This is a genomic window from Sporomusa rhizae (genome assembly GCF_041428845.1).
Taxonomy (GTDB): domain Bacteria; phylum Bacillota; class Negativicutes; order Sporomusales; family Sporomusaceae; genus Sporomusa; species Sporomusa rhizae.
In genome coordinates, this window is the sequence record NZ_CP156925.1 from 2678743 (window position 1) to 2694236 (window position 15494).

General features: G+C 42.8%; 14 protein-coding genes. 1 reads left to right on the plus strand and 13 read right to left on the minus strand.

The window, feature by feature from the left end; genetic code table 11:
* Positions 1–16: 16 nt before the first annotated feature.
* The 6 genes from gmk to SRRS_RS12505 form a co-directional block, all read right to left on the minus strand.
* The gene (gmk, locus tag SRRS_RS12480) at positions 17–634 is read right to left on the minus strand and encodes a guanylate kinase (RefSeq protein WP_371369259.1); all 618 of its coding nucleotides are present in this window, start codon (positions 632–634) and stop codon (positions 17–19) included.
* Between the two features lie 20 nt (positions 635–654).
* The gene (gene remA / locus SRRS_RS12485) at positions 655–921 is read right to left on the minus strand and encodes an extracellular matrix/biofilm regulator RemA (protein WP_075755680.1); all 267 of its coding nucleotides are present in this window, start codon (positions 919–921) and stop codon (positions 655–657) included.
* Positions 922–971: 50 nt separating this feature from the next.
* Entirely contained in the window at positions 972–1856 is an 885-nt protein-coding gene (locus tag SRRS_RS12490) for a YicC/YloC family endoribonuclease (protein WP_371369261.1), read from the minus strand.
* 146 nt (positions 1857–2002) lie between these two features.
* Positions 2003–2605 (minus strand): hypothetical protein, encoded by a 603-nt coding sequence (locus SRRS_RS12495; RefSeq protein WP_371369263.1) that lies wholly within the window; start codon positions 2603–2605, stop codon positions 2003–2005.
* A gap of 251 nt (positions 2606–2856) precedes the next feature.
* The gene (gene dapF / locus SRRS_RS12500; RefSeq protein ID WP_371369265.1) at positions 2857–3690 is read right to left on the minus strand and encodes a diaminopimelate epimerase; all 834 of its coding nucleotides are present in this window, start codon (positions 3688–3690) and stop codon (positions 2857–2859) included.
* Positions 3691–3716: 26 nt separating this feature from the next.
* On the minus strand, positions 3717–6473 hold the full coding sequence (locus tag SRRS_RS12505) for a calcium-translocating P-type ATPase, SERCA-type (RefSeq protein ID WP_371369267.1): 2757 nt from the start codon (positions 6471–6473) through the stop codon (positions 3717–3719).
* Positions 6474–6627: 154 nt separating this feature from the next.
* On the opposite strand from SRRS_RS12505, the gene SRRS_RS12510 reads away from it, so the two are divergent.
* Complete coding sequence (locus SRRS_RS12510) at positions 6628–8379, plus strand: NFACT family protein (protein WP_371369269.1); 1752 nt, start codon at positions 6628–6630, stop codon at positions 8377–8379.
* On the opposite strand, the gene pyrR is transcribed toward SRRS_RS12510, so the two are convergent.
* The 7 genes from pyrR to ileS all read right to left on the minus strand — a co-directional run bounded on the left by pyrR (position 8366) and on the right by ileS (position 15219).
* Positions 8366–8929, minus strand: coding sequence for a bifunctional pyr operon transcriptional regulator/uracil phosphoribosyltransferase PyrR (gene pyrR, locus SRRS_RS12515; protein WP_371369271.1), 564 nt, complete (start codon positions 8927–8929; stop codon positions 8366–8368). The genes SRRS_RS12510 and pyrR overlap by 14 nt on opposite strands.
* A 3-nt stretch (positions 8930–8932) precedes the next feature.
* Positions 8933–9883 carry an RluA family pseudouridine synthase gene (locus SRRS_RS12520; RefSeq protein WP_371369273.1) on the minus strand — a complete coding sequence of 317 codons (951 nt, stop codon included), beginning with the start codon at positions 9881–9883 and terminating at the stop codon, positions 8933–8935.
* A gap of 15 nt (positions 9884–9898) precedes the next feature.
* Positions 9899–10351 carry a signal peptidase II gene (lspA, locus tag SRRS_RS12525; RefSeq protein ID WP_371369275.1) on the minus strand — a complete coding sequence of 151 codons (453 nt, stop codon included), beginning with the start codon at positions 10349–10351 and terminating at the stop codon, positions 9899–9901.
* 104 nt (positions 10352–10455) lie between these two features.
* Entirely contained in the window at positions 10456–11160 is a 705-nt protein-coding gene (locus SRRS_RS12530; RefSeq protein ID WP_371369277.1) for a TVP38/TMEM64 family protein, read from the minus strand.
* Between the two features lie 314 nt (positions 11161–11474).
* Complete coding sequence (locus SRRS_RS12535) at positions 11475–12002, minus strand: nitroreductase family protein (RefSeq protein ID WP_371369279.1); 528 nt, start codon at positions 12000–12002, stop codon at positions 11475–11477.
* A gap of 23 nt (positions 12003–12025) precedes the next feature.
* Positions 12026–12349 (minus strand): DUF5665 domain-containing protein, encoded by a 324-nt coding sequence (locus SRRS_RS12540; RefSeq protein WP_371369281.1) that lies wholly within the window; start codon positions 12347–12349, stop codon positions 12026–12028.
* A gap of 77 nt (positions 12350–12426) precedes the next feature.
* Positions 12427–15219 (minus strand): isoleucine--tRNA ligase, encoded by a 2793-nt coding sequence (ileS, locus tag SRRS_RS12545; RefSeq protein WP_371369282.1) that lies wholly within the window; start codon positions 15217–15219, stop codon positions 12427–12429.
* Positions 15220–15494 lie beyond the last annotated feature (275 nt).

Consider the following 15494-nt stretch of genomic DNA (forward strand, 5'->3'; position numbering starts at 1 on the left):
GTGCCAAGTGCTCGTTTCACGTACAATTTGTTTGACAAAGGCGGGAGATTAAATCGGAATTACGGTCTGCCCGGTGTTTTTCGGCAGTAATAATTGTTTCGATTTTTTGTACAGCTGTTTCCACTTGATCGTTTACCACGATGTAATGATAGTTCTGTGCTTGAGTAAGTTCACCGCCGGCACAGTTTAATCGTTTTTTTATAGTTTCCAAACTATCGGTTCCACGTTTGTGGATTCTGTCAGCAAGTTCATCCAATGAAGGCGGAATAATATATATATAAACACCTTCCGGAATTTTATCCTTTACCTTCAAAGCCCCTTGCGTATCTATTTCTAGTACGACATCATATCCGTTATTTAGTTGTTCAAGCACGTATTGGCGTGGCGTCCCGTAGAAATTGCCATAGACCTCAGCCCATTCCAATAGGTCATCATTATGAATCATTGTTTGAAACTTGTCTTTGGCAACAAATAGATAATTAACTCCATCAACTTCTCCTACTCTAGGCTGCCGAGTAGTAGCTGATATCGAGTATTTTAACTGGGGATTGCTACGCAGCAACTCGCGGCAAATTGTACCTTTACCAGTGCCTGAAGGGCCGGAAACAACTATTAGTAGTCCTTGCTGCGGCATAGGTTATCTCCTCTCAAATTTTATTCGGCAGTATCATCGCTCGTATCTTTGCTTGTTAAGCGGTGAGCAACGGTTTCAGGCTGAACTGCAGATAAAATAACATGGTCACTGTCGGTGATAATCACAGCGCGAGTCCGGCGGCCATAGGTGGCATCGATAAGCATTCCTCTATCGCGGGCTTCCTGAATTATCCGTTTGATGGGAGCTGATTCGGGGCTGACAATGGAAATAATCCGGTTAGCCGATACAATATTACCAAAGCCAATATTAATTAATTTTATGTCCATTAAGACTCCTCCTATAAATTTATAGGCTACTAAGACGTAATACTTCTATACTACTCTATGTTTTGGATTTGCTCTCTGACCTTCTCAATTTCACTTTTAATTTCGACGACAATATTTGCAATGGTAGAATCATTTGCTTTTGAAGCAATCGTATTCGTTTCCCGGTTAATTTCCTGAACAATGAAATCTAGCTTGCGTCCTACGGCATCAGGAGATTTTATTGCTGATTGAAATTGTCCTAAGTGGCTTTTAAGTCTAACGATTTCTTCTGTGAAATTAGTTCTATCGGCAAATATGGCTGTTTCTTGCAGCAGTCTTGTTTCATCAGGCTCTGCACTAATCTGAGCTAGTAATTCACGCATACGATGTAATAGCTTTTCCCGGTACTCAATAAGGATTTGTGGGGCTCTTTCTTCAACCGCAGCAATATAAGAATAAAGCTTATCAACCCGTTCTAAGAGATCGTGCTCAATGTTGGAACCTTCGGCTTCGCGCATTTTCATCAGATTAACCAATGCTACCTCAATGGCTGCTGAAAGTTTTGGCCATAATGTTTCAACGTCTTCCGAAACATCTTCTACTTTGAGAACATCAGGGTACTTAGATAAGTGGTAAATATTATCGGTTGCCGGCATATCTAGCAAGCCAGCTAATTCTCTCATTGCATTATGGTAAGCCATTGCCAATTCTTTGTCAACCCTTACCGCTCGTTTCTTTTCACCATATTCATCAACAGTAATAAAGGCGTCTACCCGGCCGCGTAATATTGTACTAGCAATATTACGGCGCACTTTGTCCTCTAAACTGCCAAGAATTTTGGGCATGCGGATAACTATTTCATTATAGCGGTGATTTACAGCTTTAATTTCAACTACGATACGATGGCTTGAATCAATGTATTCACCCCGGCCAAAGCCGGTCATACTCTTGAGCACGAAACTTACACCTTCCTTTGCGTATGTTATTATTGACTGATAATACGATTTTAACCGTAGATTTTTACATTTACTTCGCTTTACTCGCCCTAAATCCTTTTTTCACAAAAATAAAAATGGAGGTATCCTCCATTTTTATGTCGAGACTATTTAAATTTAGACAAATCAAAGTAAAAGTGACGTTCCTGTTTATCTTTGGTAATTACCACAAGAGTGGCAGGTTTATTTAGAACTATTTCACTATCACGGAAGTAGAAGTAGGAATGGGCAGTGAATTGTGGCTCACTTGGAAACCAAGGGTTTTTTACGGGTACGTTGGGCAGTGCCTGGTAGGGTTTAATTATTTTTTTATCCTGTTTGATAGTTACCTGAACATTATTATTAAAAGTCTCAGTACTGCCATTAATTGTAATAGCAAAAGCAAGACATCCGGCGTAATCAGCCAAAACCTTTTCACTATCGGCCAGTTCGACTGGTTGTTTGCTTTTTGCTTTATCACGGGCATCGTTGGCTATGAGCAAAAACGGGGTATATAAATAGGCCCGCTCAGTCGTTTGATTAAGGATTGTTGCATTTTCTTCATAAGCAAGCCACGGTTGCAAAAAATCAGTAAGTGGCATTTGCTTGCATTTTGTACCATACTCTTGTGCTTCCAGGATAACGTCTCTGTTTACCAATGCTATTGCGTTAGTGGACAGTGGAATAGCCAGTAAGATGAATACGATGAGAATCCCGGCAACAAGCTTCACCTTATCACCTCCGACGGCAAAATCTTTTGTGGTATACAATATTATCCACGGGAACTAAAAATTCCTTTTTTTCTGAAAAATAAAGTAGACTTATCTCCAGGCAGGGCTTACTCCCCTCTCAGAAGGTTATTCGCCCTTATTCAGGGGCTTATCCGCTCGTCAGTCTCCATAGGGTATAACTCCCGCCTATAGAAGACGAAGTCTTAGAGCGGTAAAGTAATAACCGACTCTAAATGAGCCGGTTACTTGCTTTACAATAAGTATTCTCCACGAAATACTTCTACTGCCGGTCCCGATTTATAAATATGGTTATTATCTGCCCATTCGAGAAATAGGTTACCACCATCGAGGATTATGGTAGCCTGGCGGTTAGCGTGACCATTTAAAACGGCAGCGACCAAGGCAGCACTGGCACCAGTACCACAAGCTTTAGTTATGCCAGCACCACGTTCCCAAACGCGCATTCTAATTGTTTGACGATCAATTACTTGCAGGAATTCCACATTGGTTTTCTTGGGGAAGGCCGGATGTGTTTCAATTTTTGGACCTATACTAGAAAGATTAACTTTATTTATATCATCAACAAAAATAACACAGTGAGGATTGCCCATGGAAACACAGGTAATATTATAGGTTTCACCGTCCACATTGAGCGGTATATGCACAACTTGTTCGAGTTCTGAAATAGTAACAGGAATTTGGACGGGTTTAAGTCGAGGTTCGCCCATATCTACCTTTACTGTCACTAAATTACCGTTTTCGAAAATGAGTTCTGGTGTAATTATTCCTGCAAGGGTTTCTAAAGTGATTATTTTTTTATCAGTAATTTTGTTCTCAAAGAGATAGCGGGCGACACAGCGGGTAGCATTGCCGCACATATCAGCTTCACTACCGTCAGAGTTAAATATTCTCATTCTAAAATCAGCAATATCTGATGGTAATAATACGACAAGCCCGTCGGCACCAATGCCAAAGTTTCGGTCACAGATATTGAGCGCTTGTTGATGATAATCGGCGATATGTTCTTTCATACCATTGACAATTACAAAATCATTACCTAATCCATGCCATTTAGTAAACTGCATTGTATATTCCTCCTAAGGTAGTTATGTTACCGGTTTTGTGGTAAAGCGGCGCGGCGAGCAGGACGACGTTTAAATATGTGTTTAAAGCCATTAAGTAGTAACGTCCACCCTGAAACTGTCAAAACAAGCAGCCAGTCACTTAAGGACAATGGGACAGTAGAAAAGATAGAACATAAGAAAGGTATATACATAACTGATAACTGCATTATTGTCGAGAAAGTAACTGCTGCAAGCAAATATTTGTTTGTCGAGAATTTAAGCTCAAAAATGGTATTTGTTTCTGAACGGCAATCAAATACGTGAAACATTTGACAGTAAACTAGTGTCGCAAATGCTGCTGTTCGAGCCAGCGCCAAATCATTCTGGAAATAGTATACCACACTAAAGACCAAAAGTGTGCTTATGCCAATTTGAATTCCCCGCCCCACTATCTTGCGTGTTAGCCCGCGAGAGAACACACTTTCTCCTGGATGCCGGGGTGGCCGGCGCATAATGCTGGGATCGTTGGGATCAACACCAAGCGCCATTGCGGGTAACCCATCGGTAACAAGATTTACCCACAATATTTGTACAGGCAGCAACGGCATAGGCATTCCGAGGAGTGATGCAAGGAACATTGTTAATACTTCGCCAATATTGCAGGACAATAGATATCTAATAAATTTCCGGATATTTTCGTAAATCCCCCGCCCTTCTTCGACTGCCGCAACAATAGTAGCAAAGTTATCATCGGCCAAAATCATGGCAGATGCTTCTTTAGTGACATCGGTTCCGGTAAGTCCCATTGCTACGCCGATATCGGCTTCTTTTATGGCGGGAGCATCGTTAACACCGTCACCAGTCATTGCTACAATATGCCCTTGGTGCTTAAGGGCACGAACAATTCTTAGCTTGTGGGCGGGCGAAACACGGGCATATACGGTGACATTGTTAACTATGGCGTCAAGTTCTGCTTCACTCAATGAATCGAGATCTTTGCCGGTGAGGGCCTTTTGCTGGCCCTCTTTAAAAATATTCAACTCTTGGGCAATGGCGATAGCTGTATTTTTGTGGTCGCCGGTAATCATGACTGTTTTAATACCGGCTTCACGGCAACGGATAATAGATGCTTTAGCTTCTTCCCGAGGGGGATCAATCATACCGATTAGACCCGCGAAAACTAAATCCTTTTCAAGAGATTCATCAGGATTCTGAGTTTGCGCCGGCGTTAAGCGACGATATGCGACTGCCAGTACCCGGAGAGCCTGCCCCGTCATTCGCTCACTGATAGTATTTATTTTTGCAATATATTCGCTGGTAAGAGATGCCGGACCGGCATTTGTCTGGTAATACCTGCAAAGCTCAAGAATAGTGTCAGGCGCACCCTTACTATAAAGGATGTTATTGTTGTTACTATCACGATAAATTACTGACATCCTGCGTCGTTCCGATTCAAAGGGTATCTCGGCTATTCTTTTTTGCTTCTTTTCAAGGTCGACTTGCCATATCGAAGCCTTGGCGGCAGCTACAATGATAGCACCTTCCGTTGGGTCACCTTCAATAGACCAACCATTTTCAGTTTTTTTGCGCCATACTCCTGTGATGGTAACATTATTTTGTTTTAATACACTGTTATTGCACAGCGCACCGCCCACTAAGCATTGTTCGAGTGCTTTATCTTTAGTAATATCTATTTCTTGTTGATTAAGGAGAATATTGCCCTTAATATCATAGCCAGCTCCGCTAACATCATAACTATTGCCATCAGCAAAGATCTGTCTGACTGTCATCGCATTCTGGGTTAGGGTACCCGTCTTATCGGAACATATTACAGTTGTGCAACCAAGTGTCTCAACAGCAGGGAGTTTGCGGACAATTGCCTGTTGCTTAATCATGCGTTGAACACCGAGTGCCAAGGCTACTGTAACAATAGCTGGTAATCCTTCGGGAATGGCGGCAACTGCCAAACTTATGCCAGCCATACACATCAGGAATACGGATTCGCCTTTTGCTACACCAGTGATAACAACAACTAAACAGATAGCCAGGCAGCCCCAGACAAGTAATTTGCCGAGATGTTCCAGTCTTTTTTCCAAAGGGGTAGCTTCTTCTGTGGAAGCTTGGATCATACCGGCAATATGTCCGACTTCGGTAGCCATGCCAGAGGCGCATACTACTGCGCGGCCGCGGCCACGTACAATACTTGTGCCGGCATAGACCATATTCCTTCTATCTCCTAAGGGAGCATCTTCATTGAAATTACGGTCAGCAATTTTTCTCACTGGTAAAGACTCACCTGTTAATGCCGCCTCTTCGGCCTCCATATTGAAAACATCGATAAGTCGTCCGTCGGCAGCTAACTTATCGCCTGACTCTAGTACCAGAATATCACCGGGTACCAGTTCTCTGGCCGGAATTTGCTGGACCATACCATTTCTAACAACTCTGGCAGTTGGCGATGCTAACTTTTTTAAAGCTGCTAAAGATTGCTCAGCTCGATATTCCTGAACGAAACCTAATATTGCATTCATAAGGACAATGATTAAAATTGTTATTGCATCGGCATATTCGCCTAAAAAAGCCGATATTAGTGTCGCACCTAATAATACTAGTACCATAAAGTCTTGGAATTGAGCTAAAAATCGCTTCCACCAAACTGTTTTTTCTTTTTCAGCCAGTTCATTAAATCCGAATTTATCCAGCCTGGTTTTTACTTCGGAGGAAGATAAGCCATCAGTAAAGTTAGTTTGCCAGAACTCTAATACTTCTTCCGGCGTACGTGCGTACCATTTTTCTCTGTCCATGCAGCCACCTCGCTAACAAGCGTTTTTGGTTTTGTCTTATTAACCATGTTATTCTGATGGCTGCAGAATTAGACCGGGTTTGACCGTTAATTCCAAGGGTGTTATACTATTGGCAAATTGTCTCAAGTCTTGTAAGCTTACGGAGGTAACGCTAATGAATATCGATGGACTGTCTCTAGCCCCGCTGGTAAATGAACTTAATGGTGTATTAGCTGGCGGGCGGATTGATAAAGTATTTCAACCAGACCCTTATTCACTTTTACTATGGATACGGCAGCCGGGGGAGAATTTACGGTTGTATGTTTCGGCTAATCCGGAGCGCCCCAAATTACTCATTACTGCTGCTTCTCCTGAGAATCCGGCTGTTGCGCCAAATTTTTGTATGTTACTTAGAAAACACCTTGAAGACGGACGGATTGCCGGAATTGAACAGCACAGCCTTGACCGCATTGTCAACATTAATATAGATGTCCGTGGTGAGCGCGGTATGATTTACACCAAGCGCCTGGTTATTGAAATAATGGGGAAACATAGCAATATTATTTTGACTCAGGATAATATTATTATTGACGCTATAAAGCGGGTAGGTGCTGGTTTAAGCAGGTTTCGGCAAGTGTTGCCCGGTAAAGAATATGTTTACCCTCCCGGCCAGGATAGGCTGAATATTTTAGCGGTCGAACCGGAATTATTTGTTGAGAAAGCACTAACTTCAAATGAGCTGCCTCTTAATAAAGCGATTATTGCTGCCGGCTTTGGCTTAGGACCGGTTACTGCCAGAGAAATTGCTTGGCGTGGCGGTTTTTCGCCAGACCTTCGTATTGAAAATTTAGATGAAGCTGACCAAGGCGCGTTGGTTGATGCCGTGGCAAGTTTGGCTGAGCCGCTAAAAAGTAGCCAGATTGCTCCTACTGTTGTTATTGACGGAAAAGGCCAGCCATTAGCGCTTACTGCCTTTTTTCCGGAACACCTTAAGCAGCATACTATTCATAGCTTTGTTACCATGAGTCAAGCTGTTGAATTCTTTGATAGTTTTAAAGGCCGGCCCACTTTACCAGAAAAAGAAGTGCTGACAAAACTGGTAACGGTGGAATTGACAAAACTAACCCGTAAGCAAGCAATGCTCACCGAAGAATTAACCCAAGCGGAAAACGCTGAGTCTTTACGAAGGTACGGGGATATTTTAATGGCGAACCTATACAATATTCCCGCCGGAAGTGCTAATCAGGAATTAACTGATATTTATAGTGAGCAGTCAGAAAAAGTTGTAATCTCGCTTGACCCTTTATTATCTCCGTTAGAGAACGTACAGCGGTATTATGCTAAATATAATAAAGCCAAACGCTCGATAGAGCATTTGGCTTCACAACTTACAGAATGCTTACAAACAATTGACTATTTAGAGAGTATTATGGTGGCTCTGTATCACGCAGAATCGAATGTCGAGACAGGTGAAATCAAGCAGGAACTTATTTCCTCCGGTTATATAAAACCAATGGGAAAACGCCGGGTGCCTCCTTCCACTCATTCTTTGCCGCTAACCTTAAAAACTAGTGAAGGTTTTAGTGTAGTTATTGGCAAAAATAACAGGCAGAATGATTACGTCACGTTTAAACAGGCCCGGCCTGACGATATTTGGCTGCATACAAAGGACATACCCGGTTCGCATGTGATCATTCGTGCCGAAAATAAAGAGGTTACATTACAGGCTATTACTGCAGCTGCTCAGTTGGCAGCCTACTTTAGCAAAAGCCGGCAATCGGCGAATGTTCCTGTTGATTATACTAAACGGCGTTATGTACGCAAACCTTCAGGGGCCAAACCCGGTTTTGTTATTTATGATCATCAAAGTACACTCTATGTAACTCCGGATGAGAGTATTGTCCGAAAATTACTTACTCTTCCATAAATTCCTTAATGACAACTTGTTCGGTTTCATCTGTTAAAGTCAGCTGTACGCTGACTATTTCTTTGCTTGAAGTAGGAACATTTTTTCCCACATAATCTGCCCTGATAGGCAATTCGCGGTGGCCGCGGTCAATAAGTACAGCCAGTTGAATAGCAGAGGGACGGCCAATATCCATAATGGCGTCTAGTGCCGCCCGGACGGTGCGACCGGTAAATAAAACATCGTCGATTAGTACTACTTTTTTATCATTAATTGAAAAAGGAATTAGCGTCTCATGAACGATAGGCTGATAGGCTAAAGTGGATAAATCGTCACGGTACAAAGTAATATCTAGGATTCCGACCGGTAGTTCTACCCCTTCAATGCGTTTGATTTCTTCGGCTACGCGCTGGGCCAAAGGTACTCCACGGGTACGAATTCCGACAAGTATAACATCACTGACCCCTTTATTGCGCTCTACAATTTCGTGTGCTACCCGGGTAAGAGCACGTTTGATTGCCTGGGAATCCATAATGATAGCTTTGTCGACCATACTAACTTGTTTAGTCATAATCTACTTCTCCTCTCTTTTTATCGCTTCCAGTTGGGTAAGTATAATAGCCATATCAGGCGGTAGTGGCGCGGTAAACAGCATATCATCACCTGTAGTTGGGTGTTTGAGTGAAAGTTCTGCTGAATGCAGAGCTTGGCCTGTAATGGCAAATCTCTTTTTTTCTGGACCATACTTAGGGTCTCCGACTACCGGGTGGTTAATATACTGCATGTGGACTCTAATTTGATGAGTGCGGCCTGTCTGCAATTTACACTCAACTAAAGTATAGTTTACGAACCGCTCAATAACTCGGAAACGGGTGATTGCTTCTTTGCTGTTACTGAAGGTAACAGCCATTTTTTTACGGTCGGATGGATGGCGTCCAATAGGCGCATTGATTATTCCCTGTTCTTCGGCAATAATTCCATGTACTATGGCCCAATACTTACGACTGGCAGTGCGGTTTTTAATTTGCTCAGCTAAGTTCAGATGAGCCTGGTCATTCTTGGCGGCTACCATTACCCCGGAGGTGTCTTTATCCAAACGATGAACAATACCTGGGCGGATTTCACCATTGATGCCTGATAAATCTTTACAATGCTCAAGCAGTGCGTTAACTAATGTGCCGGCGTAATTGCCGGCTGCCGGGTGCACTACCATACCACGGGGTTTGTTGATCACAATAATGTCCACATCTTCATAAAGTACTTCCAGCGGAATAGCTTCGGCCTGAATCTCTATTGGTTTGGCTTCAGGAAACGATATAGTAATAATATCGTTGGTTTGTACTTTATAGTTGGATTTGGCCTGTTTATTATTGACAAGTACAAAGCCATCAGCCACTATTTTTTGCAGATGCGAACGAGAAAGTTCTGGAAACCGGCTAGTTAGCAGCACATCAAGCCGGGTGCCCTGTTCGTCTTGCGTTACTGTTAAAGTTTGTGTATTAGTATTATCTATCTGAGTGTTCACAATATCATCCTATCGTTAGTTTTCTTGGTTTTCGAATGAAAAAGACATAAAAACAAGGGTGTAAATTACGCAGCCAACTCCAGTAACAATAGCAATATCTGCTACGTTAAATACCGGCCAAATGCGCAAATCAAAAAAATCTACCACATACCCTGTTTGAACACGGTCAATCACATTACCTACAGCTCCACCAGCCAAAAGACTGATACCCAGTCGCATTAGCCGGAAGTTTTGGGGGATTCGCGAAAAGAAGTAAGCACTTAGACATAACATGAGTAATGCAATAATAACGAAAAATGCTTGTTGATTCTCAAGGATGCCAAAGGCGGCACCAGGGTTAAGCACATAGGTAATGTGAAATATATTGTCTATCACCGGAAGTGATATTCCAGGCAGCATATGAGTTTGAATATAATGCTTGGAATACTGGTCAATAATTACGACTGCTGCTAGTATTAATATTGGCACTGCTACTCTCTCCTATCCTGTAAGCAATAGTATAAACTATGATACCATGATACCGGAATTTTTTCCAAACGTAAAGAAGCGCGGCAAATTTGCCACGCTTTGATTTACTTGTTTTTTTCTGAACCCAAATAGAGTTCTATGGTATCCCGATAATAATAAACGATCAGGCCGGCAATCAATAGGAGCGAGGTAATGCCTGCTACTGATTTAGCGTTGTGAGAAAGGTTTTGTCCTAATATCGAATAAAGTACGATTGCTGGTGTTTGACCGATGGCCGTTGCGACAATAAATTGCCATAGTGTCAGTTTTGTTAGTCCGGCGCCATAGCTAATAACTTTAAAAGGTATTATCGGCGTTAGCCTAGTAATAAAAACTGCCAGTATGCCGTGAAGTTTAAAAAACGCATCAGTAAGAGTTAGATACTTAGTGTTAACGAAGCGCTCTATCACCGGGCGACCATACCACCGGGCAACAATAAAGTCCAGGGTCGCACCAAGCAATGCGCCTGTCCAGGAATATACTGCCCCATATTGCCAGCCAAATATCCAAGCATTGGTAATGGTAATAATGACTCCCGGTACTAGCGGTACCGCAGACTGCAGTGTCATAAGCGCAATACTGGTTACTGGTGCCCAGATGCCATAAGAAAGGATAAATTGGCGTAGTCCTTCAAAGTTGCGGGATTTAATAAAGGAAAAACCTTTAATGGCAAAGTCCTGAACTCCAGGAAAATAGAAATAGGTAGCTAGAGCCAGTCCTAAGACGCCAATTTTAGCGAAAACTATGTAGTTAGTCTTCGGACGGGTCATTAAGCCACCTCCCTCTCTCCGAATTCTGTACATAATATTCGTCTGCTAGTTATGATGCCAATAGCTTATTAACCTAAATAGTATACCCTGTTGACATGTAATTATTAAACATAGCGAAATAAATTCCTGCATAATAAAAACAAACCAAGCTATCGGCACTTGGTTTGTTTTTATTTTAGAGCCTTTTCTTTTACTGTTTCTTCATCGTGTTGATAAAAATAAACTACAGGGGTGTTTAATACGCGGAACGGATTTTTGCCGGTAATTATGTTTTATCTTTCTAATTGCTCAGGGGGTAAGTTAAAGTTCAATAGTTATTGAATAAATTTAGTGACATCGGTTAAACGAAGTCGTTCTTTAAACTCTTTTGGTTGTTCATCGCTATATCCAAGGCAAATCATAGCTACGGCTCTAAGGCGTGGCGGAGCTTCTACTGCTTCTGCCACTTTGACCTCATCAAAAGCACCAACCCAGCAGGCACCAATTCCTAAGCCCTCTGCGGCTAAAAGAATGTTTTGAGCTGCAGCGGAGGTATCTTGGAGACAATATAGCTGAGCGCCCCTTTCGCCATAGCGTTCGTTTGAGCGGGCGGGGTCTGCGAGAAGGACAACTACCGTTGGTGCGTCAGCAATTTGTTCTTGATCAAACGCAGCGGCATGCAGCTTTTGCTTTACTTCAGGATCTTGTACTACATAAAAATACCACGGTTGTAGATTACCAGCGCTGGGAGCCAGATTACCGGCTTCTAAAATTCTTGTCAGGGTCGGCTCAGGAAGCTGCTCTGGTTTAAAATGGCGAACACTGTGGCTTTCGCGGATGCAGTCAAAAATATCCTTAGTCATGGGTTAACCTCCTGTTATGGTAGTTAAAATGTACCATTTTTAGTTTCGACAAACCTAACGATATCGGCAATAAAACCGCCGATACCTGGTATGTTGAGCAAAATTAATTGTTTAAGAAAAGAAAGTAATAAGGCGAACACCAAACTGGCACCAATCGCAATACCTAAACCCCGGGCGATGCCTGCCGCAAAATTAGTAAAAATCAGTCTGGCCGGACGTTCCAACATTTCCATGTAATCTGCAATGCGCATGGCTTCCAAACGGATGACTAAACGCTCCAGTTGTTTGGCCATAAACTCGGGCTGGTCGTCTGTCTTTGTAGTATTTACTATATTTTTATTGTCCATGCAAACAGTCCTCCACCTGTATTAGTATTCCCCACCGAATAAAAATAAACCGGGATTAGACTCCCGGTTTATTCTGCTTACATATTTTTTACTACGGCAGCACACCGTTGACAAAGAGCCAGATGTTCTTTATCTTGGTTTACTGTTGGGCTGTAAATCCAGCAACGTTCGCATTTGACGCCTTGTGCCGGAGCTACTGCAACAGCCAGTTGCATGTTCTCAGCCCGGAAAGCATCTCCTGGAGCCTCTTCAAACTTATCAGATAAAGTTACATTAGAAACAATGAGTAGGGTGGATAAATCGTCTTTAACAACAGTGAGAGCGTCTAATTCTTCACCTGCCGCATAAAGCGTTACTGCTGCATCAAGGGAATGACCAATTACCTTACTGCGCCGGGCAGTTTCTAATGCTTTAGTGATTTCTCCGCGCATCTCAAGTAGCTTAGCCCATTTAATTTCAAGTACCGTATCAAGGTACTTAGGTTGAGGCATTGGCCAGTTAGCTAATTGTACGCTTTCCGGCCGTCCCTTTTCTTTGGGCATATATTGCCAAACTTCATCAGCAGTAAATGTTAATACCGGCGCTACCAAGGTAACCAAAGTGTTTAAAATTTCATACATAGCTGTTTGGGCTGCCCGGCGTTCAACAGAAGTGGGTGCCGCTGTATAAACACGATCTTTAAGAATATCAAGATAAATTGAACTCAGATCTACAGCGCAGAAGTTGTGTACCGTATGATATAACAGATGGAACTCATACTCTTCATAAGCTTGAGTTACTTTAGCACGAACTTGCTCTAACCGCATTAGCGCCCACCGGTCAATTTCGAGCAATTGTTCGTAAGAAATTTTATCAGTATCGGGATTGAAGTCATGCAAGTTACCTAAGATGTAACGGAAGGTATTGCGGATTTTTCTATATACCTCTGATAATTGCTTTAAGATATCGTTGGAAATACGGATATCAGCCTTATAGTCGGCAGAAGCGACCCACAACCGGAGGACATCGGCTCCATATTGTTTGATTACTTCCTGGGGATAGATTACGTTGCCAATGGATTTGGACATTTTCCGGCCCTCGCCATCAACAACGAAACCATGGGTTAATACCGACTTGTACGGAGCTTGGCCGCGAGTGGCTACTGATGTCAGGAGTGATGATTGGAACCAGCCGCGATGCTGGTCGCTGCCTTCAAGGTACATATCGGCCGGCCACTCAAGTTCATTACGCTGTTCAAGTACAGCTGCATGGCTGGAGCCACTGTCAAACCAAACGTCCATAATATCAGTTTCTTTGCGGAATTCTTTATGACCGCAATGCGGGCAACTGAATGACTCAGGTAAAATTTCGCCGGCAGTTTTTGCCCACCACGCATCAGAACCTTCACGGCGGAATAGTTCTTTAACGGCATCAATGGTGGTGTCATTAATTATATGCTCATTGCATTTAGTACAGTAGAAAATTGGTATTGGCACACCCCATACCCGTTGGCGTGATATGCACCAGTCATGACGATCTGCCACCATGTTATGGATGCGGTCTTCACCCCAGCTAGGAATCCATTTTACTTCTTCGGCAATAGCTTTAAGGGCTTCGGTTCTAAAACCTTCTACCGAAGCAAACCATTGTTCAGTTGCACGGTATATAACGGGGTTTTTGCAGCGCCAGCAGTGAGCATATTGATGTTTAATTGTACTCTTGCCTAACAATAAACCGAGTGCCGCTAATTCTTTAATAACAGGAACGTTGGCGTCGGCGATTGTCAGGCCTTCAAATTTGCCGCCTTCGGCAGTAAATTTACCAGTTGGGTCGACCGGGTTAATAACCGGCAAGCCGTATTTCATGCCGACTTCAAAGTCTTCCTGGCCGTGGCCGGGAGCTGTATGAACACAGCCGGTACCAGCTTCAAGGGTGACATGATCACCAAGAATAATTGGTGATTGACGGTCAAAGAACGGATGACTGAATGCCATACCTTCAATGTCGGCACCCTTCATGGTGGCTAAAATAGTATATTCCCCTAAGCTATTGGCATTTACAACAGCTTCAATCAATTCTGTTGCCAGGAGGTAAATTTCAGTACCAACTTGAACCCAGGCATACTCGATGTCCGGATGAACACAGATAGCTACGTTAGCCGGCATGGTCCAGGGTGTCGTCGTCCAGATAACAGCATATACGTTTTCATGGCTAATACCTACAGGCAAATGGCCTTTGTCATCAATAAGAGGAAATTTCACGTAGATAGAGTGAGATTTTTTTTCAGCATACTCAATTTCAGCTTCAGCTAAGGCTGTTTCACAAGAGGTACACCAATATACTGATTTTAGACCTTTGTAGATGTAGCCTTTCTTAGCCATTTCGCCAAAGACTTCAATTTGCTTGGCTTCATATTCAGGATACAGTGTTACATATGGGTTTTCCCAATCACCGGCAACGCCCAGACGTTTAAAATCTTCGCGCTGCATATCAAGACATTTTAGCGCATATTGCTTACATTCCCGGCGTAAGTCCAAAGGATTAAGTTCGTGGCGGTTTAAACCGAGAATTTTTATGGCAGCATGTTCAATCGGCAAACCGTGAGTATCCCAGCCTGGGACATAAGGAGCGTTGAACCCATGCAAAGATTTGTATTTGATAATGATATCCTTAAGAATTTTATTTAAAGAGGTACCGATATGGATGTTACCGTTTGCATACGGCGGTCCATCATGAAGTATAAACTTGGTATTGCCTTTATTTTTGGCTATCTTTTTTTCATAAATTTTTTGTTCATTCCAGAAATCAATCATTTTTGGTTCCCGTTCAGGGAGATTTGCGCGCATTGGGAATTCTGTCTGCGGTAAGTTGAGTGTTTTGCTATAATCCAAAATTAGCACCTCCATAAAATATAAAAAACTCTCATCCCGCGAAGGGACGAGAGTTTGTGTTCCCGTGGTACCACCCTATTGGCTTAATTTATAAGCCACTTGAAACGCGCTAACGGGCGTTAAACGGCGGAGCCTACTTGCATGTTCAGTCCGCAGTTCGGGAGTGATATCAGGCCGTGATTTTGGTTACCAGGCTTGCACCGTTCCTGGTTCGCTGTAAACCGCCACCAAGGCGAGTCTCCGTCATTACTGATAAAGTTATTATTATCTTTGTG